This is a genomic window from Acidisoma cellulosilyticum (genome assembly GCF_020621385.1).
GTDB lineage: Bacteria > Pseudomonadota > Alphaproteobacteria > Acetobacterales > Acetobacteraceae > Acidisoma > Acidisoma cellulosilyticum.
In genome coordinates this window covers 389,904-408,959 of sequence record NZ_JAESVA010000002.1, presented here as the reverse complement: position 1 = coordinate 408,959, position 19,056 = coordinate 389,904, and the positions used below count along the sequence as shown (strand labels likewise).

The following is a 19,056-nucleotide window of genomic DNA, read 5'->3' as shown; positions in this document are numbered from 1 at the left end:
CAAGACCGTCAGTTTGGATCGCGAGAGTTGAGGATATTGCCTCGCCACGGCTGACCTCTCTGCAATCTGTGCAGAGTTTAGCCGGAACTGGGGATCCATTCGCATGCTTGCTTTCTCTGCTCCGCGAAGGTGTTTTCGAGGCAGCGGCCATTGATGCGCCGTTCGCACTTCCAACGAGATTCATGCCTCTGGGTGGCCATGCTGAACTTCTCGATCGCGTAAGGGCGTTGCCGTCCGCCGACGATCGACCATTTCCTTCTGGCGCATCACTTTTGGAACTTGCCGCACGAATAGCGCCAATCGATCAGAAAAAGCCGCATCGCGAGACAGAGCGACGCTGGACTCAGCGCGGGATCAACACGCGCTCAACTCTCTGGAATGGGCCACGCGGCGGAGCGCCGTTCACTGTCGCATGCCTCACATTGCTGGCCCGTTCGGAACGACCGGTCTGGCCTTGGCACGATGGGCAGGGGATGCTTGTTGAAGCTTTTCCTGCCGCACAATTGCATAGTTGGAATCTGCCGAGTAGCGGCTACAGCAAACCAGAACAGCAGGAGATGCGAGAGCGGATACTAGTAGGCCTAGCGGAGTTCCTGTCGTTCACAGCGACACAGTACGAAGAGATGAGCCGCAGTCCTGACGCACTCGATGCAACCGTCGCTGCCTTCGCGGCGATTGCCGCTGCACAGCATGGTCGCCCCGCCGAGTATCCTATCGATGGCCTGATTGCGGTTATGAACCAGTATGGTTCACTCGACCTTTAGATCAGTTTGGTCGAGCCGCGCGGTCGACAGACCTCTACTCCGCCGCCTCGGCCTGCACCGTCTGCCAGCCTTCCGAGGCCAGGGCGTGGAGAATTTCATCCTCGCCGCACATGCCGATGATCTGGCCGTCCTGCGTCACCAGCACCGGCATGCCGGTCGCCTGGCGCAGCTGGATGACGGTCTTCATCGTCGCCTCGCAATCGACGGCGGCACAGGTGCCGGCGCCGGGCAGGTCAGTCTCGTCCGTGATCGCGACGATGGGCACAGCCGCGCCGGCAGCCGTGATGGCGCTGCCCGCGACCGTGCCGACGCTATGCAGATAGACCGGGCGATAGGCATCCAGCACCGCCCAGCCGTCAAGCATGGGCAGGCTGTCCAGCGGCGTCATGAAGGTGCGGCCACGCAGCACGTTCAGCGGGTTCATGTGCTGCACGAATTCGCGCACATAATCGTTCGCCGGGCGCAGCACGATATCTTCCGGCGCTCCGGACTGAATGATCCGCCCGCCTTCCAGAATAACGATCTGGTTGCCGAGTTTCAGCGCCTCGTCCAGATCGTGGCTGACGAAGATGATGGTCTTCTTGACCTCTTTCTGAAGGGCGAGCAGCTCGTCCTGCAGCTTGCTGCGGATCAGCGGGTCGAGCGCCGAGAAGGGCTCGTCCATCAACAGAATATCGGCATCCGTCGCGAAAGCGCGGGCCAGGCCCACGCGCTGCTGCATGCCGCCCGACAATTCGCGCGCATATTTATCGGCCCATTTGTCGAGCGCCACCAGCTTCAGCTTCTCGTCCACGATGCGCCGGCGCTCGGCGCCCGAGACACCGCGCAGTTCGAGGCCGAGACCGACATTCTCCCGCACCGTGCGCCAGGGCAGCAGGGCGAATTGCTGAAACACCATCGCGATGCGGCGGGTGCGCATATAGCGCAGCGTCGCGCGGTCGCAATTCGCGATATCGACCTGCTTATCCTTGTCCCGCACCAGCACGCGGCCACGCGTGACCTTGTTCAAGCCATTGACGGCGCGCAGCAGCGTCGATTTGCCGGAGCCCGACAGGCCCATCAGCACGCAGATCTCGCCCTCCTGCACGGTCAGCGACGCGTCCTTGACGCCCATGACGGTGCCGGTCTTGGCCAGGATCTCCTCACGGGTATGACCTTGATCCATCAGCTGGATCGCTGCGGCCTCGCCATTCTTGCCCGCGCGGCGATTGCCGCTGAACAGGATATCGACCTTGGAGAATTCGATGGCGGGATGTGTGTCGCTCATTCTCTCAACCCTCGCTCTCACGCGGACGGCAGACGCGGTCCAGGATGACCGCCAGCACGACGATGCAAAGGCCGGATTCGAAGCCGACATCGACGCGCAAGGTGTTGAGTGCGCTCACCACCGGCACGCCGAGACCGCCGGCACCGACCAGGGCCGCGATCACCACCATGGACAGGCTGAGCATGATGCATTGCGTCAGGCCGGCCATGATGGTCGGCAGCGCATGCGGCAGTTCGACCTTCCACAGCAGCTGGTTTTTCGACGCGCCGAACGCCTCACCGGCCTCGATCAGCGGTGGCGGCACGGAAGCGATGCCAAGCTGGGTCAACCGGATGGGGGCGGCGATGGCGAAGATGATGGTCGAGATCAGGCCCGGCACGGCGCCGAGGCCGAATAGCACGACGGTCGGGATCAGATAGACGAAGGTCGGCAGCGTCTGCATCAGATCCAGCAGCGGCCGCACGAAGGTAAACAGCATGGGGCGATGCGCGCAGGCAATGCCGATCGGCACGCCGATGACCATGGAAATGACGGTCGCGAAGATGATGAGAGAGGTCGTCTCCATCGTCGCCGACCAATAGCCCTGGTTGAGAATGAACAGCTGCGCGAGCAGGATAAAGATCACCAGTTTCCAGGACCGCTGGATGGCATAGGCGATCAGCCCCACGGCGATAATCAGGACGATGGCGGGAATGGCTTCCAGCACGCTCGTCAATCCGTTGATGGCCGCCGCGATGCCGTTGGACACGGCGTCGATCGCGTCCGATCCGCTGATCGAGTTGACGATATTGGCGATCCAGTCGCCGAGCGGGATCTTATGGCCTGAGACGATATCTGCCAGCCCGTTCAGCATAAAGGCACTCCATTCCAGATGTTCGTGAATGTCCTGACGATATCAGATCATAAAACGCTCGATCTGGTCAGAGTTTTATGGCCGCGCGGCGGGAAATTCGCGACCGCAAAGCAGCTGAGGACGCAGCATTATGGGCGTCTGTGCCGCCCGCGCGACTTGCACGCGGGCGACATGGCAACAGACGAAAAGGCGTCGGATCAGAGGCCGAGAGACTTCTTCACGACGGCTTCGGCGGGCTGGCTGCCGTCGAAGGTGGTGACACCGGCAAGCCAGGGCGTCATCGCAGCGGGATTGGCCTTCAGCCACTGCGCGGCGGCGGGCGCCGGGTCCATCTTGTCATACATGATGGAGCCCATGATCGTGTTTTCCATATCCAGCGTGAATTTCAGCTGGGTCAGGAACTTGCCGGTATTCGGGCATTTCTCGACATAGCCGCCCTGGGTATTGGTATAGACGGTGGCGCCACCGTAATTCGGCCCGAAGATGGCGTCGCCGCCCGACAGATACTGCATGTCATACTTGGTGTTCATGGGATGCGGTTCCCAGCCCAGGAAGACGATGCCCTTATGGTCCTTGGTCTTGCGGGTCACTTCGGCCAGCATGCCCTGCTCGGAGGACTGAACAAGCGTGAACTTGCCGACGCCATCGGTGTTGTTCTTGATCATGGTCAGGATCAGCGCATTGCCGTCGTTGCCCGGCTCGATACCGTAGATCTTGCCGTCCAGTTCCTTGTAGAACTTGGGAATATCCGCGAAGGACTTCAGGCCCGCATTGAACAGATAGGTCGGAACGGCGAGGGTGTATTTGGCGCCTTCAAGATTGGCGCCCAGCACGTCGACCGTCTTGGCATCGACATAGGGTTTGATATTGTCGGCCATCGTCGGCATCCAGTTGCCGAGGAAGACGTTGATCTTCTTCTGCTTCATTTCCTCGAAGGTCACCGGTACCGACAGGATCGTCGTCGTCGTCTTATAGCCCAGCGCATCCAGGATATAGGTCGCGGTGCCGGTCGTGGCCGAAATATCGGTCCAGCCGACATTGGAGAAGGAGATGTTCTTGCATGAGGCCGGATCGCCCGCGGCATGGGCGCTGGCGCCAAGACCAGCGCTGCCCGCAATCAATCCCAAAGCCGCCACAGCCTGAAGAAGGTGTTTACGCATCTTGCCGTCCTTTATTCGCGTTTTGGAAGGTCTCAAGCGCTCGGAGCCGCTCCGCCCGGAGCCGTGAGATTGAACATACTTTCAATCTTCGCTGTCGGTCACCCCTTTTTATCACGAAAAATCGCGATGTTTTCATATTGCGCTGCAAAAAATGGGCAATTTGATGCGTAATTGAGCAGTAATTGCCCAATATCGAACCTTTTGCCGCATTCTGCTTTTCGGAGCTTGATTGAACGTTCAAGCAATCATACAAATTCAGGGCGGCTGCTTGGCCGCAATTAAAGTGGAGAGCAGCTTGTCGCGTCGGGATCAGGAAGATATTCGCCGCAAGCAACTGATCGACACGACCATTCACGTCATGGCGCAGGTTGGTTTCAATGCAACAACATTGGGGCTGATCGCGAAGCATGCCGGCGTCTCGGCGGGTCTCGTCGCGCATTATTTCGGCGATAAGGACGGGCTGCTGGAAGCGACGCTGCGCAGCCTCGCCTCCCGTCTCAGCCGGGCGGCGGCCGCCCGCATGCGCGCGGCCAAGACCCCGCGGGAACGCGTGCAGGCGGTGGTCGATGCCAATCTGGCGCCGGAGGAAATGGACAGCCAGACCAGCGCCGTCTGGCTCGCCTTCTGGGGCCAGGCGATCCATTCCGACCGTCTCAAGCGCGTGCAGCGCATCTATCAGCTGCGCGTGCTTTCCAACCTCCGCCACGCGCTGCGCCAAATGACCACGGGTGAGGAAGCCGAGCGGCTTGCCGTCATCATCGCCGCCATCATCGACGGGCTTTGGCTGCGCACGACGCTGGCTGCCGCCTGGAGCCCGTCGGATTCAGAAGCGGCCCGCCGCATTGCCGCCGGCTTCATCGATACGCAGCTCCCGATGAGCTTTGAAGGACCGACCATGTCGCACTTGCCTGCCACCGCATCCGCCGCGCCGCCGCGCATCGCCAATTGGATCGGCGGTGCCTATCGCCCCAATCCGGCCGCCGAAACCTTCGCGACGATCAACCCGGCGACGGGCGAAGTGCTGGCCGAGATCGAGATCGCGGACGCGGCCCAGCTGGAAGCTGCAATTGCCAGCGCGAAGACAGGGCAGAAGATCTGGGCAAGGATGACGGGGATGGAGCGTGGCCGCGTGCTGCGCCGCGTCGCCGATCTTCTCCGCGCCAATAACGATGATCTGGCAAGACTTGAAACGCAGGATACCGGCAAACCTATTCAGGAGACGGAGGTCGTCGACGTCATCTCGGGCGCCGATTGCATCGAGTATTTCGCGGGTCTCGCGGGCGGTATCACGGGCGAAAGCGTCGATCTCGGCCCCAATGCCATGGGCTATACGCGGCGCGAGCCTTTGGGCATCGTCGCCGGCATCGGCGCCTGGAACTATCCCATCCAGATCGCCTGCTGGAAATCCGCCCCCGCGCTCGCCTGCGGCAATGCGATGATCTTCAAGCCGTCCGAACTGACGCCGCTGACGGCCTTCAAGCTCGCCGAGATCATGACGGAAGCCGGCGTGCCGGACGGCGTCTTCAACGTTCTGCCCGGTGACGGCCGCACCGGCAGCCTGCTGGTGACCCATCCCGCGATCGCCAAGGTTTCGCTGACGGGTTCCGTGCCGACCGGCAAGAAGGTGATGGCGGCGGCGGCCGAGACGCTGAAACACGTGACGCTGGAATTGGGCGGCAAATCGCCCATCATCGTCTTTGCGGATGCCGATATCGAATCCGCGATTTCCGGCGCCATGCTCGGCAATTTCTATTCGGCCGGCGAAGTCTGTTCCAACGGCACGCGGGTCTTTGTTCATCGCAGCATCAAAGACAAATTCATCTCCAGGCTTCTGGAGCGCACGGCGAAGATCAAGATCGGCGACCCGATGGACCCTGAGACGCAGATGGGCGCGCTGATTTCCGACGCCCATATGCGGAAGGTGCTGGGCTTTATCGAACGCGGTGTCGCGGAAGGCGCGACACTCCTCTGCGGCGGCAAGCGGGTGACGGATGGCGCGCTCGCCCAGGGCAATTTCGTCTCCCCGGCGGTCTTCGACGCGACGGGCGACGACTTCACCATCGTGCGCGAAGAAATCTTCGGGCCCGTCATGACGATCCTGACCTTCGATACGGAGGCGGACGTCGTGGCGCGCGCCAATGACACCGAATTCGGCCTCGGCGCCGGTGTCTTCACGCAGGACATCACGCGGGCGCATCGCGTCATCGCGGAGCTGCAGGCCGGCACCTGCTGGATCAACACCTATAACATCACCCCGATCGAGCTGCCCTTCGGTGGCTATAAGCAGTCGGGCCTGGGGCGCGAGAATAGCCGCGCGGCGCTCGATCATTATTCGCAGATCAAGAGCGTCTATGTGGCGCTGGCCCCGGTCGAGAGCCCTTACTGATGGATAGCTTCGACTATATCATCGTCGGGGCCGGTTCGGCCGGCTGCGTGCTCGCCAATCGGTTGAGCGAGGACGGCAAGAATACCGTCCTCGTGCTGGAATATGGCGGATCGGATGCGTCGATCTTCATCCAGATGCCGGCGGCCCTCTCGATCCCTATGAACCGGGAACAATATAACTGGTTCTATGAGACGGAGGCCGAGCCCCATCTCGGCGGCCGCAAGCTGCATACGCCGCGCGGAAAAGTGCTGGGCGGGTCGTCCTCCATCAACGGCATGGTCTATATCCGGGGCAATGCCATGGATTTCGAAGGCTGGGAGCAGGGCGGCGCGCGGGGCTGGGGCTATCGGCATGTCTTGCCCTATTTCCGCCGCGCGGAATATCGGGAGGAGGGCGGAGACGCCTATCGCGGCGGCGAAGGCCCGCTTTATACCTCCTACGGTCCGACGAAGAATCCCCTCTATTGGGCCTGGGTGGAGGCCGCCAAGCAGGCCGGCTATCCGGCAACCGCCGACGTCAACGGCTTTCAGCAGGAAGGCTTCGGCCGCATGGACCAGACGGTCCGCAAGGGCCAGCGCTGGAGTGCGGCCAATGCCTATCTGAAACCCGCCATGAAGCGGAAGAATCTGGAAGTGCGCACCAATGCGCTCGCCGAGCAGATTCTGCTCGACGGTCATCGTGCCGTCGGTATCCGCTACACCAAGGGCGGGCAGGCGGTCGAGGTGCGCGCGCGCAAGGAAGTCATTCTGTCCGGCGGGCCCATCAACTCCCCGCAATTGCTGAAACTGTCGGGCATCGGCCCGGCGGCCGAACTGCGTGAACACGGCATTCCCGTTGTCGCCGACCGTCCGGGTGTCGGGGAAAATTTGCAGGATCATCTGGAATTCTATTTCCAGATGGCGGTGACGCAGCCGATCACGCTGTTTTCGGCGCAGTCGCTGATGTCCAAAGGCATGATCGGCGCGCGCTGGCTGCTGCGCAAAGACGGGTTGGGTGCCACCAATCATTTCGAGACCTGCGGCTTCATCCGTAGCCGTGCCGGCGTGCCTTACCCCGATATCCAGTATCACTTCCTGCCGCTTGCCATTTCCTATGACGGCAACAGCCTGGCCACCGAACACGGCATGCAGGCGCATGTCGGCCCCATGCGCTCCAAAAGCCGGGGCTGGGTGCGTCTGCGCTCCCGCGACGCGCGCGACAAGCCGAAGGTCTTCTTCAACTACCTCAGCCATGAGGATGATTGGGCGGAGATGCGCGCCTGCGTGCGCCTGACGCGCGAGATTTTCGGTCAGGACGCGTTCAAACCCTATCGCGGGCGGGAATTGCAGCCGGGCGTCGATGTCGTGACGGATGCGCAGATCGATGCCTTCATCCAGCAGAAGGTGGAAAGCGCCTATCACCCGTCCTGCAGCAATAAGATGGGCGATCCGTCGGACCCGATGGCGGTGGTCGACCCCGAGACGCGCGTCATCGGTTTCGAGTCGCTGCGCATCGTTGACAGCTCCATCATGCCGCGCGTGACCACCGGCAATCTCAATGCGCCGACGATCATGATCGGGGAGAAGGCGGCCGATCATATTCTGGGCCGGCCGATGCTGGCCCCCTCGAACGCGCCCTTCTATCAGGCGCCGCATTGGGAGACGGCGCAGCGCTGAGGCAAGCCGCTTAACAATCCTTCATCTGGCTAACCCCTTCGGGGCTATGGCAAAGGGCGCGTCGCTTGGGGCAGAAAGGCCCCCCTGCGGTCAGGCCCGCAGGTCTTGCCCAAGTCGTGGAGGATGCTATGCCGGTTGTCGCCTATCTCGTTTCCCTCCTGGTTTTCCTGGCGCTCGATGTCATCTGGCTCGGGCTGATGGGACCAAGCTATCACGCGGTGATGCGCGATATGCTGTCGCCCACAATTCGCTTCGCGCCGGCGATTGCCTTCTATCTGCTCGATGTCCTGGGATTGATGATCTTCGTCATGCTGCCGGGCCGCGCGCGTGGCGCGCTATGGGTCATGGCCCATGCCGCGCTCTTCGGGCTTTTCACCTATGGCGCCTATGATCTCACCAATTACGCGGTGCTCAAGCACTGGGACCTGACGCTGACCGTCAAGGATATGGTCTGGGGCATGGTGGTCAGCGCTTTCGCGGCCAGCATCGGCTGGTTCGTGATGCGCGAACGCGGCGGCGGGCGCCGTCGGCGGTAGAGGGAGCGTTGTACCAAAGCAAAAGGCCCGGGTTTTACCCCGGGCCTTTTTCGTTTCAGGCAAAGGCGTCTCAAAGTCTGCCAGGTTTTGAAAAATAATTGGTCATCCGCGCACTTGTTGCGCGGACCCACCCGTTACGGCGCCACATCGGCGTCTGGGCGCCGGAACGGGTAGACCCGCGGCATCAGGCTCGGCCGGACAGGCCGCGGGCCACGGATCTGGGGGCGTTTCCAACTAAACCTGACAGATTTTAGGCGACGCTGAGCTTGACGTCGATATTGTTGCGGGTCGCGTTGGAATAGGGGCAGACCTTATGGGCTTCGGCGACCAGCGCCTCGGCCGCGTCCTTCTCGACGCCCGGCAGCGAGACTTCCAGCGCAACCTCAAGCCCGAAACCGCCTTCCGAGCGCGGGCCGATACCGACGGTCGCCGTCACGGTCGCGTCGGCCGGAACCTTCGCATGCGCGCCCTGGGAGGCGACGAATTTCATCGCGCCGATGAAGCAGGCGGCATAGCCGGAGGCGAAAAGCTGCTCGGGGTTGGAGCCTTCGCCGCCGCCACCGCCCAATTCCTTCGGCGTCGCGAGCTTGACGGAGAAATTGCCGTCCAGGGTTCCGGACTGGCCGTCGCGGCCGCCGGTGGCACGGGCGGCGGTGGTGTAGAGAACATTCACGGACATGGCGTCGTTCCTTTTGTGAAGTCGTTCACGATCAAATCGTGTGCGATTTAACTAGCTCGGTGATATAAACCTGTCAAGCGTTGCGATAGGATCGTGCGCGACCTATCTCTCTTTCGTGATCGGCCGCGCATGCTGGCCAGGAGACGGTGATGACCGAGACGACGACGACCAAGACGGCGATGACCGAGACGACCATGAGCGAAACCCCCTCCGGCATGCCGGCCTTGTCGGACTTCCTGTGCTTTGCCGCCTATTCCACCGGCCATGCCTTCAACCGCATCTATAAGCCGCTCTTGGACCGGCTTGGTGTGACCTATCCGCAATATCTCGTCCTGGTGCAGCTTTGGGCGGAGGATGGACAGACGGTCGGCGCCCTCGGCGGCCGGTTATTCCTCGAATCCAATACGCTGACGCCCTTGATCAAGCGGCTGGAGGCGATGGGCCTGGTCATCCGCCGCCGAGATCCGGCCGACGAGCGGCAGGTGCGCGTCAGCCTGACGGAGCAAGGCCGCGCGCTCGAAACCCAGGCGCTGGCCGTGCCGGGCTGTATCTTCGCGGCGACGGGCCTGACGCTGGACGAAATACAGCGCCTGACGCGGGACCTGACGGTGCTGCGGGACAGGCTGATGGCGACGGCGGAGACGGCGGCTTAACCTTCGGCTTCCAGGGATGCCTTTGCGGCCTCGGCCGCTTTCAGGGCCTCGGCCTGCGGTTTCGGGAAATGCGGGTCGAGCTTTTCCAGCGCCCGTCGCAGCGCATGGGCCATCAGCAGCCGCGCCACCCATTTGTGATCGGCGGGGATGATGAACCAGGGCGCATGCGGCGCGGCGGTCGCAGAAAAGACCTCGCCGTAAGCATGGGCGTATTTGTCCCATAGCTTGCGTTCGCTGATATCCGCGGCATCAAACTTCCAGATCTTGTCAGGGCGGTTCAGCCGTCGCAGGAAGCGCTGGCGTTGCTCCTCCTTCGACATATGCAGAAAGAACTTCAAGACCGGCATGCCCTGCCGGCCCAGATAGCGCTCATGCCCGGCGATATCCTCCAGCCGGTGCCGCCATATTTGATCCGTCAATTCAGGCTTCGGCAATTGCTGCGCAGCCAGCATTTCGGGATGCAGCCGGGTGATGAGCACTTCCTCGTAATAGCTGCGGTTGAAGACGCTGATTTCGCCGCGCACGGGCAGGCCCTGCTGGGTACGGCGCAGAAAATCCTGCCCCAGTTCCTCGCGCGACGGCGCCTTGAAGGAGGTGACGCGCACCCCTTCCGGATCGATGCCGCTGAAAATCCGCCGGATGGAACTGTCCTTGCCGCCCGCATCCATGGATTGCAGGATCATCAGCATCGCCCAGCGCTTGGCCGCGAATAGCCGCTGCTGCAGGGCAGCGATGGCCTCGACCTCCCGCCGCAGCGCGTCCTTGCCGCTTGTCTTGTCGAGGCCGGTGACGCGGCTGTCGGTCGGGTAGTCATCCAGGTGGATCTTGCCCGGCTCAGCTACCATGCAGCGCGTCAGCAGCGCGGCGAGGGCGCCTTCGGCCGAGAGTATGTCCGACATTCATCGCTCCTCTGGCGCAGGACCTGCTTCAATCGCGGTCCGTCTTGAAGCGATAGATGGTGGTGGAATGAAAGATGTGACCGGGCTGCAGCACGGTCGTCGGAAATTCCGGTCGATTGGGGCTGTCCGGAAAATGCTGCGTCTCCAGACAGAAGGCGTCCGACTGGCGGTAAGCGACGCCCGCCGTGCCGGCCGAACCGCCGCCGAGGTAATTGGCGGTATAGAATTGCACGCCGGGCTCGGTCGTCTCGACCTCCATGATACGGCCGCTGTTCGGCTCATAGACGCGGGCGGCGAGCGTCAGCGCATGGGGGGCGGGCTTATCCAGCACCCAGTTATGATCATAGCCGTTCTGGCGCAGGATCTGCGGATGCGGAATGCGGATGCCGGCGCCGATGGGCTTGGCGGTGCGGAAATCGAGCGGTGTGCCCTCAACCGGCGCGATCTCGCCGGTCGGGATGCCGTCCAGATCGACGGGCGTGAAGTGCTCGGCATTGATTTCGATGATATGGTCGAGGACAGAGCCCTGATCGTTGCCGGCGAGGTTGAAATAGGCGTGATTGGTGAGGTTGAGGACGGTCTCGGCGGTCGTCGTCGCCTTGTAGTCGATGCGGAACTCGTTCTCCTCGTGCAGGCTGTAGACGACTTCCAGTTTCAGCGCGCCGGGAAAGCCCTCGTCGCCGTCCGGGCTGGTATGGGTCAGCACGGCCGAGAGCGCCGAACCGCTTTGCGCCGCGCGGACCTGCCAGATCGCCTTGTCGAAGCCGACGGCGCCGCCATGCAGGGTATTGCTGCCGTTATTGGCCGCCAGTTCGTAGCGCTTGCCGCCGAGCGTGAAGGCGGAGCCCCCGATGCGATTGGCAAAGCGGCCGATCAGCGCGCCGAAATAGCCGGGGTTTTTCTCATACAAAGCCAGATCGGCGTGATCGAGATTGACATTGGCGAAGCGGTCCTGGCGGTCGGGTGCCAGGATGGTGGTGACGATCCCGCCGAGGTCGAGGAAGCGCAGTTCGAATCCGGCCGCATTGCGCAGCCGGTATTCGGTGACGGAGCGGCCGTCGGAGAGACGCCCGAAAGACTGGTGATGCAGACCGGGTCCTGAATTGGCGTCCTGATTGGGCATGATGGCTTCCCTTCTGCTGCCGTGCTTTGCCGGCTAGCCTAGACTGACCGGGCAAAGGCGCCCAGGGCCCGACCGTCGATTATCGGGTTTGATCCGATATCAATATAATTGTTCCCATTACGTTCGTCGCATGCGATACAACTTTTGCGTGCAGTCAAGGACAGCGTCATGACCGTTCAATTGGCCCTTTACAATGATCGCAGCCGGCGGCAGGCGCGGGGTAAGCGGTCGCAGCGCCAGGGTATCCAAGGCGAAACGCGCGTGGTCGACGCGTTGGGGCAGGGCGGTTGGACCATTCTTGGCCAAAGGGTGCGCACCGCGGCAGGCGAGGTGGATATCGTCGCGGAACGCGACGGCATTCTGACCTTGGTCGAAGTCAAAACCGGCCCCGATCTCACCACCGCCGCCTACGCGCTTTCGGCGCGCCAGCAGCAAAGACTGCTGACGGCCGGTGCCATTCTTCAAGGCCAGCACCCTGATTGGGGCCGGAACGGCATGCGCTTCGATGCCTGGCTGGTCGATGCGCTGGGTCGTATGCAGCATATTCCGGATGCGTTTCGGGATGCTGCCTGACGGGTCTTTGGGGTAGCGCTTCCGCCGAAGCGCTCTATCTCTAGAGCCAAAGAGGGCCGGTCATCGGCTCCCTGCAGCCCAAGAGAGCCTGACGCGGATGACCTCAACGACCGATATCCCAGACCTCACGCGGCGCAGCGCGTTGTTCCTCGACCTTGACGGCACGCTACTGGATATCGCCGAGCGCCATGATCTGGTCTGGGTCGCCCCCGAACTGCCGGGCGTGATCGCCCGGCTGGAGTCCGCTTTGGGCGGCGCGGTCGCCATTGTCACCGGCCGTCCGCTCTCCGATGTCGATCGGCTTCTGCCGCTGTCCGGTCTTGCCGTCGCGGCCGAACATGGCGCGCGGCTGCGCCTGCCGGACGGGTATATCGCGGCCCATGCCGCCAATCTTCCCGAACGCGATGATTGGGTCGACGCCGTGAAGGCTGCGCTGCATCTTTGGCCGGGCGCTTTCATCGAGGAAAAGTCGGTCGGCTTCGTCGTCCATTACCGGCAGGCGCCCAGCTTCGGATCTGAGATCGGCCAGTTTCTTGCCGATCTCGTGGCACCGGCCGCCGGGCGCGCGGAAATCCTCCCCGCACTCATGGCTTTCGAGATCCGCGCCGAAGGCGTCGGCAAGGGCCATGCCGTGCGTCACCTCATGGCGGAAAGTCCTTTCGCCGGCCGGGTGCCGGTCTTCATCGGTGATGACGTGACGGATGAGGAAGGCATGGCGGCGGCCGAGGCCATGGGCGGCCAGGGCCTGCATGTGCATCGCGTCTTCGGCGGTGAGCCGGCGGCGGTGCGCGCCTGGCTCGCCCGCATGGCGGATGGGCTGGAGGCGAGCCAGACAGCCTGATCCCGCCGTCGCCTGATCGCATCGATACGAAAGGAAGCGCCTTGTCCCGCCTCGTCATCGTCTCCAACCGGGTGCAGATCCCGACCGAAAAGGCGCCCCGCGCCGGCGGGCTTGCCGTCGCTTTGGGCAGCGGTCTGGCGCCCGGTACGCTCTGGTTCGGCTGGAGTGGCAAGCGCGGCCATAACGGCCGCACGCCCAGCCTGCATGACGCGCAGGGCGTGACCTATGCGACCATCGACCTCACCGACAAGGAATACCATGAATTCTATGTCGGTTTCTCGAACGGCGCCCTTTGGCCGCTGCTGCATTACCGGCTCGACTATCTCGACTATCATCGTCATCAGTATGAAGGCTATTGCGGGGTCAATACCTATTTCGCCGAGGCGCTACAGCCGCTTCTGAAACATGACGACCTCGTCTGGGTGCATGATTATCAGCTGTTCCTGGTCGGGCAGAATCTGCGCGCCCTCGGCGCCAAGCAGCGCATCGGCTTCTTTCTGCATATCCCCTTCGTGCCGCCCGAAATCCTCGACGCCTTGCCCTGCGGCGAGGCGCTGCTGCGCGGCCTTTGTACCTATGATGTCGTGGGCTTCCATACCGACGAGCATCGCAACGCCTTTCTCTCCTGTGTCGAGACCTTTCTGGGCCTGGCCTCGGCCGATGACGGCAGTTTCGTCTACGAAGGTCGTCTGGTGAAGACGGTGACCGCGCCCATCGGCATCGATGCCGAGGAATTCGCGGCCACCGCCATGCGCGCCGCGCGGGGCGCGGAAGTGCGGCGTATCCGCGAAAGCCTGTTCAGCCGGGCGCTGGTCATCGGCGCCGATCGGCTGGATTATTCCAAGGGCCTGCCCAACCGCTTCCGCGCCTTCGACCAGTTGCTGGAGCGGTTTCACGAACATCGCGGTAAGGTCTCCATGCTGCAGGTCGCCGCCCGCTCGCGAGAGGATGTCGACCGCTACCAGCAGTTGCGCCGCACGCTCGACCGACTGGTGGGCGATATCAATGGCCGCTATTCCGAATTCGACTGGATTCCGATCCGCTACATGACAAGGGCGCTCAGCCGCAAAAGCCTGGCCGGCTTCTACCGCGTGGCGCGGGTGGGGCTGGTCACGCCGCTGCGCGACGGCATGAATCTGGTTGCCAAGGAATATGTCGCGGCTCAGTCGAGCGCCGATCCCGGCGTGCTGATCCTGTCCCGCTTCGCGGGCGCGGCGGATGAGTTGAAGGAAGCCCTGATCGTCAATCCCTATGACGCCGATGAGGTGGCGGAGGCGATCAATCAGGCGCTGGCGATGGAGCTTGGCGAGCGGAAGGAGCGTTGGCAGGCTTTGCGGGAACGCGTCTGGGCTGGCACCCCAAAGCGCTTTACGGAGACCTTCCTCAGCGTGCTCAGGGCGTGATCGGCATCACGCGGCGGAGGCGATCATAACGCGATTGCGGCCAGCATGCTTGGCCGCATAAAGCGCCTTGTCGGCCTTTTCCACCAATTGATCCATGCTCGTCATGCCAGCCTCGGCCATGGCCAGGCCGATGCTGGCGGTGACGGAGAATGTCTCCTGACCCTGGTGGATCGGTCCTTCGGCAATCAAGGCTCGCAACCGTTCGGCGACGAGCTTGGCCTGCGGCATCGGCGTATCATGCAGCAGGACCGTAAATTCCTCGCCGCCGAAACGGGCGAGAAGATCGCCCGCGCGAATCGCCGCACGGCATCGCGCGGCGACCGCGACCAATGCCTCGTCCCCGGCGCGATGCCCGCGGGTATCGTTGATCAACTTGAAATGGTCGATGTCGAGGATGAGCAGGCAAAAGGGCTTTTCTGTTGTCAGGGCTTCGGCCAGCAGTTCCTCGGCGGTTTCGAAGAAATGGCGGCGATTATGCAACCCCGTCAGCATATCGGTGGTGGCTAATGTGCGAAGCTGATCCTCCAGCCGCCGCTGCTCGGTGATATCCCAATAGATGAAGGTGTAATGGCTGCCGATCTTGCTGACGCGATTCAGCAAAACCCGATATTGGCCGTCGCGACACATCACGCGCCATTCCATCGTCTGCGGCTGATCCGGATTTTGCTGCAATGCGACGAGCGCATCCGCCCATTCCATCCTGGCGCGTTCGCGGTCGGCCGGTGCCGGGAAAGCGCGTTCGAACCACTCCGTCAAGTCTAGATCGTAGTAGGAATCGTAAAGATAAATGCTGTCGGAATAATGATTGTAGAATACGGCGCGCAGGGAGGAATCGAGGATGTCGATCCCGATCGGCAATTCCTGAATGATGCCACGGAAGGTATTTTCGGCATTCTCGGACGCACCGCCCTGAAAGAACAAAGTGCGCTCATCGACAGTGACGACCCATTGATCCGCGTGATCCGGCAGCCTGGCCAGATGCAGGATCAGCATCATCGGCCCATTCATCGTGGGGCAAGTCAGGGACAAGGTGTTCCGGGAACCGTCCTCCGGCATCGTCAGCAGATAGCCGAGCAGGGTGACGGTCGCCTCGGCGCCCAGGATCTCCGTCATCGGTGCCGGTGTCGGTGGGCAAGTGAGGGGCAGGACGTGGCGCAGGGCATCGTTCAAGCGCAACACTTGGCTTTTCGCGGCATCCAGGATCAGAAGCGGCGCGCGCACCAGATCGGTCCAACTGAAGTCGCTAGGAGCGGAGGCAGGCATGAGGAGATCGATTGACCCTGACTTTAAACTTTGAAGGCCGAAAACTTTGAAGGCCGAACTGGCCCCGAGCCAGACTACGCTCAGTTTTCCGGCGCGGCTAGAACTCGATCCCTTCCTGCGCCTTCACCCCGGCCTTGAAGGGATGACGGGTCGCCTGCATTTCCGTGATCAGGTCGGCAGCATCGAGCAGAGCCGGCGGCGCGTTGCGGCCGGTGACGACGACATGCAAATCCTGGCGCCGCGCCTGCAAGGCCAGAACGACCTCATCAACGGCCAGATAGTCGTAGCGGAGAGCGATGCAAAGCTCGTCCAGGATCAGCATCGACAGGTCGGGCCGCGCCATCTGCGACAAAGCCTCATCCCAGGCCCGCCGGGCGGCCGCGATATCCCGTGCGCGGTCCTGGGTTTCCCAGGTGAAGCCTTCGCCCATGCTGTGCCAAGTCAGCAGATCGTCGAAGCGTTGCAGGGCGAAGCGCTCGCCCGTGCTCCAGGCGCCCTTGATGAACTGGATGACGGCGACGGGGCGCTCACGCCCCAGCATCCGCAGTGCGAGGCCCATCGCTGCCGTCGTCTTGCCCTTGCCCGGGCCGGTATGGACCATGAGAAGGCCTTTCTCGATGGTCTTGGACGCGACCTCAGCATCCTGCACGGCCTTGCGGCGCGCCATTTTGGCGGCCCAGGCCGCATTCTGTTCCTGATCTTCGGTCATTTCACCACCATCGGCAGGCCCGCCACCATGAACAGCACGTGCGCGGCCTGGGCCGCGACACGCTGATGCAGGATGCCGGCGGCATCCCGAAAATCCCGCCCCAGCCGGTGGTCCGGCACGATGCCGAGGCCGACCTCGTTGGCCACCAGCACTGTCGGCGCGCGGCGCCCAGCCAGCGCCGCCAGCAGATCCTCCGTCGCGACCGGGACATCGCGGTCGGCGAGCATGAGGTTCGTCAGCCAAAGCGTCAGGCAATCGACCAGCACCGGCGCGTCACCGGCATCGCGCAAAGCCTGGGGCAAGGCGAGGGGGGCGTCCACCGTGTGCCAACGCTCATCCCGCCGGGCGCGGTGCTCCGCGATTCGGGCCTTCATCTCGTTGTCCCAAGCCTCGGCCGTCGCGATATAGACCCAAGGGCTGGGTAGGGCCGCGACGAGGCCTTCGCCATGCCGGCTCTTGCCGGATCGCGCGCCGCCGAGGATCAGGGTCACGCTGCTATCTGATTGACGGGCCATGGGCCGGCCTTCTAGATCAAAGGCGATGGTTCCTCCAAACGGCGTCTGCCGTGACGGAGGATGAAAAGGGAATGCGGTGCGGATGGCCCCTGGCGACAGGGTTTCGTCCAATGCCGCGGCTGCCCCCGCAACTGTAAGCGGAGAGCCACCGTCGAATGCCACTGGGTGACAGTTTCACCTGGGAAGGCAGACGGAAAGGCGCCTGATCCGCGAGCCAGGAGACCTGCCATCATGCAACGCTATTGGTCCTTCCGGGCGGGGTGCCCTGGAGTCTGGCCGCGATCCCAAGGCCAAGGAAGGGTTTCCTTGGTCGCATCCCCGTTTCCGCCCGGCGTCCGGGTGCTTGATGGACCGGAGATCGCGCCTTGGCGAATGACGTTACCCCCCAAACCAACCTCCATATCTGCATCACCTGCGGCCATCCGGATGAGCCGCGCCCCGGCCTGACGCTGCATGACCTTGTCGCGAGCCTGATGACCGAAGATGAGCCCTTCACGCTGAGAGCCGTAAAATGTCTGGCGCGCTGTGGCGAGGGCTGCAGCCTGGCCGTCACCGCGCCCGGCAAATGGGGCTATCTGCTCAGCCGCCTGACCCCCGATCTGGCCGCCGATATCCTGACCTATGCCCGTGCCTATGCGGCGCATGAAACGGGGGCGCTGTTACCCAGCCGCCGTCCGGAAAGCCTTCGCCACAATGTCGTCGTCGGGCGTATCCCGGCTATGGAGACCGCCCCATGACCCCGCGCATTCCCGCCACCATCATCACCGGCTTCCTCGGCGCCGGTAAGACGACGCTGGTGCGCCATCTGCTGCAGAATGCCGGCGGAAGGCGCATCGCCGTCATCGTCAACGAATTCGGCTCGCTCGGCATCGACGGCGGCGTGCTGGCCGGCTGCGGGATCGAGGGCTGCGACGAGGATCAGATCGTCGAACTCTCCAACGGCTGCCTGTGCTGCACGGTGGCGGATGAGTTCCTGCCAGCGATGGAAGCGCTGCTCGATCGGCCGAACCCGCCCGAGCATATCGTGATCGAAACTTCGGGCCTCGCACTCCCCAAGCCGCTGCTGAAGGCTTTCACCTGGCCCGCGATCCGCGCGCGCGTGACGGTCGACGGTGTCATCGCGGTGGTGGACGGCCCGGCCGTCGCTGCCGGGCGCTTCGCGGATGACCCGGAGGAGGTGGCGCGGATGATGGCGGAAGACCCGGCCTATGACCATGATAACCCGCTGGCGGAGGTCTATGAGGATCAGCTGGGTGCGGCCGATCTAGTTTTGCTCAACAAGACCGATCTGCTGGCCGAGAGCGATATCGCGGGCCTCGCCGCCGGGATCGCCGCCCAATTGCCGCGCGCGGTGAAGGTGCTGCCGAGCCGCGAGTCCCGGATCGACCCCGCCATTCTGCTGGGTCTTGCGGCAAAGGCCGAGGATGATCTGGCCAGCCGCCCGTCCCATCATGACGGGCTGGACGATCACGAGCATGACGACTGGGAAAGCTTCGTCGTGCCGCTGCCCGCGCAGTCGGCACCCGAGCCGCTGATCGCCCGCCTGCAAAAGACGGCAGCGGTGCATGACGTGCTGCGCATGAAGGGTTTCGTGGCTATCGAGGGCAAGCCGCTGCGTCTGGTCGTGCAAGGCGTCGGCAGTCGCTTCCGCCATGAATATGACCGCGCCTGGGCGCCGGGCGAGGTTCCGGGCGGTATCGTCGTCATCGGCCGTCGTGGCTTGGACCACGCGGCCATCACCAGCGCCATCCAGGGCTAAGGGCGCAAGCCGCACGTC

At 63.1% G+C, this 19,056-nt stretch carries 19 protein-coding genes and 1 riboswitch; of the genes, 10 read left to right on the top strand and 9 right to left on the bottom strand.

The features are described 5' to 3' along the window. The first annotated feature begins 107 nt into the window (after window positions 1–107). Window positions 108–764, top strand: coding sequence for a DUF429 domain-containing protein (locus ACELLULO517_RS06295; protein ID WP_227306450.1), 657 nt, complete (start codon window positions 108–110; stop codon window positions 762–764). 34 nt (window positions 765–798) lie between these two features. Here the strand turns inward: ACELLULO517_RS06295 and choV are convergent, their stop codons facing one another. The 3 genes from choV to ACELLULO517_RS06280 all read right to left on the bottom strand — a co-directional run bounded on the left by choV (window position 799) and on the right by ACELLULO517_RS06280 (window position 4,044). After that, complete coding sequence (gene choV / locus ACELLULO517_RS06290; protein WP_227306449.1) at window positions 799–2,031, bottom strand: choline ABC transporter ATP-binding protein; 1,233 nt, start codon at window positions 2,029–2,031, stop codon at window positions 799–801. A gap of 4 nt (window positions 2,032–2,035) precedes the next feature. Beyond that, a complete protein-coding gene (gene choW, locus ACELLULO517_RS06285) occupies window positions 2,036–2,884 on the bottom strand; it encodes a choline ABC transporter permease subunit (protein WP_227306448.1) in 849 nt (282 codons plus the stop codon). A gap of 197 nt (window positions 2,885–3,081) precedes the next feature. Continuing rightward, window positions 3,082–4,044 (bottom strand): choline ABC transporter substrate-binding protein, encoded by a 963-nt coding sequence (locus ACELLULO517_RS06280; RefSeq protein ID WP_227306447.1) that lies wholly within the window; start codon window positions 4,042–4,044, stop codon window positions 3,082–3,084. Window positions 4,045–4,339: 295 nt separating this feature from the next. On the opposite strand from ACELLULO517_RS06280, the gene betB reads away from it, so the two are divergent. From betB to ACELLULO517_RS06265, 3 genes are all read left to right on the top strand, one after another. Further along, window positions 4,340–6,430, top strand: coding sequence for a betaine-aldehyde dehydrogenase (gene betB, locus ACELLULO517_RS06275; RefSeq protein ID WP_227306446.1), 2,091 nt, complete (start codon window positions 4,340–4,342; stop codon window positions 6,428–6,430). Continuing rightward, window positions 6,430–8,085, top strand: coding sequence for a choline dehydrogenase (gene betA, locus ACELLULO517_RS06270; RefSeq protein WP_456304386.1), 1,656 nt, complete (start codon window positions 6,430–6,432; stop codon window positions 8,083–8,085). The genes betB and betA overlap by 1 nt, the downstream gene beginning before the upstream one ends. A gap of 128 nt (window positions 8,086–8,213) precedes the next feature. Then, the gene (locus tag ACELLULO517_RS06265; RefSeq protein ID WP_227306445.1) at window positions 8,214–8,621 is read left to right on the top strand and encodes a DUF2177 family protein; all 408 of its coding nucleotides are present in this window, start codon (window positions 8,214–8,216) and stop codon (window positions 8,619–8,621) included. A 250-nt stretch (window positions 8,622–8,871) separates the two neighbouring features. Here ACELLULO517_RS06265 and ACELLULO517_RS06260 read toward each other — a convergent pair whose 3' ends face one another. Next, a complete protein-coding gene (locus tag ACELLULO517_RS06260; protein ID WP_227306444.1) occupies window positions 8,872–9,300 on the bottom strand; it encodes an organic hydroperoxide resistance protein in 429 nt (142 codons plus the stop codon). A 149-nt stretch (window positions 9,301–9,449) separates the two neighbouring features. On the opposite strand from ACELLULO517_RS06260, the gene ACELLULO517_RS06255 reads away from it, so the two are divergent. Next, window positions 9,450–9,953, top strand: a complete 504-nt coding sequence (locus tag ACELLULO517_RS06255; RefSeq protein WP_227306443.1) for a MarR family winged helix-turn-helix transcriptional regulator — start codon at window positions 9,450–9,452, stop codon at window positions 9,951–9,953. Here ACELLULO517_RS06255 and ACELLULO517_RS06250 read toward each other — a convergent pair. Together ACELLULO517_RS06250 and ACELLULO517_RS06245 are read right to left on the bottom strand one after the other, a co-directional pair. Beyond that, window positions 9,950–10,852 carry a PPK2 family polyphosphate kinase gene (locus ACELLULO517_RS06250; protein ID WP_227306442.1) on the bottom strand — a complete coding sequence of 301 codons (903 nt, stop codon included), beginning with the start codon at window positions 10,850–10,852 and terminating at the stop codon, window positions 9,950–9,952. The genes ACELLULO517_RS06255 and ACELLULO517_RS06250 overlap by 4 nt on opposite strands. A 28-nt stretch (window positions 10,853–10,880) precedes the next feature. Further along, window positions 10,881–11,975 (bottom strand): aldose epimerase family protein, encoded by a 1,095-nt coding sequence (locus ACELLULO517_RS06245; RefSeq protein ID WP_227306441.1) that lies wholly within the window; start codon window positions 11,973–11,975, stop codon window positions 10,881–10,883. A gap of 168 nt (window positions 11,976–12,143) precedes the next feature. Between ACELLULO517_RS06245 and ACELLULO517_RS06240 the strand changes: the two genes are divergently transcribed. From ACELLULO517_RS06240 to ACELLULO517_RS06230, 3 genes are all read left to right on the top strand, one after another. Beyond that, a complete protein-coding gene (locus ACELLULO517_RS06240; protein WP_227306440.1) occupies window positions 12,144–12,548 on the top strand; it encodes a YraN family protein in 405 nt (134 codons plus the stop codon). Window positions 12,549–12,645: 97 nt separating this feature from the next. Further along, complete coding sequence (gene otsB, locus ACELLULO517_RS06235) at window positions 12,646–13,389, top strand: trehalose-phosphatase (RefSeq protein WP_227306439.1); 744 nt, start codon at window positions 12,646–12,648, stop codon at window positions 13,387–13,389. A 41-nt stretch (window positions 13,390–13,430) separates the two neighbouring features. Next, window positions 13,431–14,792, top strand: coding sequence for an alpha,alpha-trehalose-phosphate synthase (UDP-forming) (locus tag ACELLULO517_RS06230; RefSeq protein WP_227306438.1), 1,362 nt, complete (start codon window positions 13,431–13,433; stop codon window positions 14,790–14,792). A gap of 6 nt (window positions 14,793–14,798) precedes the next feature. On the opposite strand, the gene ACELLULO517_RS06225 is transcribed toward ACELLULO517_RS06230, so the two are convergent. The 3 genes from ACELLULO517_RS06225 to cobU all read right to left on the bottom strand — a co-directional run bounded on the left by ACELLULO517_RS06225 (window position 14,799) and on the right by cobU (window position 17,279). Continuing rightward, complete coding sequence (locus tag ACELLULO517_RS06225) at window positions 14,799–16,055, bottom strand: GGDEF domain-containing protein (protein ID WP_227306437.1); 1,257 nt, start codon at window positions 16,053–16,055, stop codon at window positions 14,799–14,801. A 97-nt stretch (window positions 16,056–16,152) separates the two neighbouring features. Continuing rightward, on the bottom strand, window positions 16,153–16,764 hold the full coding sequence (cobO, locus tag ACELLULO517_RS06220) for a cob(I)yrinic acid a,c-diamide adenosyltransferase (RefSeq protein WP_227306436.1): 612 nt from the start codon (window positions 16,762–16,764) through the stop codon (window positions 16,153–16,155). After that, complete coding sequence (gene cobU / locus ACELLULO517_RS06215) at window positions 16,761–17,279, bottom strand: bifunctional adenosylcobinamide kinase/adenosylcobinamide-phosphate guanylyltransferase (protein ID WP_227306435.1); 519 nt, start codon at window positions 17,277–17,279, stop codon at window positions 16,761–16,763. Before cobU ends, cobO begins: the two co-directional genes overlap by 4 nt. Window positions 17,280–17,288: 9 nt before the next feature. Further along, a riboswitch (cobalamin riboswitch) is annotated at window positions 17,289–17,524 on the top strand. A gap of 120 nt (window positions 17,525–17,644) precedes the next feature. Here cobU and ACELLULO517_RS06210 point away from each other — a divergent pair. Together ACELLULO517_RS06210 and cobW are read left to right on the top strand one after the other, a co-directional pair. Beyond that, window positions 17,645–18,016: a DUF1636 family protein gene (locus ACELLULO517_RS06210; protein ID WP_227306434.1), complete on the top strand. Its 372-nt coding sequence runs from the start codon at window positions 17,645–17,647 to the stop codon at window positions 18,014–18,016. Further along, complete coding sequence (gene cobW / locus ACELLULO517_RS06205) at window positions 18,013–19,038, top strand: cobalamin biosynthesis protein CobW (protein ID WP_227306433.1); 1,026 nt, start codon at window positions 18,013–18,015, stop codon at window positions 19,036–19,038. The genes ACELLULO517_RS06210 and cobW overlap by 4 nt, the downstream gene beginning before the upstream one ends. Window positions 19,039–19,056 lie beyond the last annotated feature (18 nt).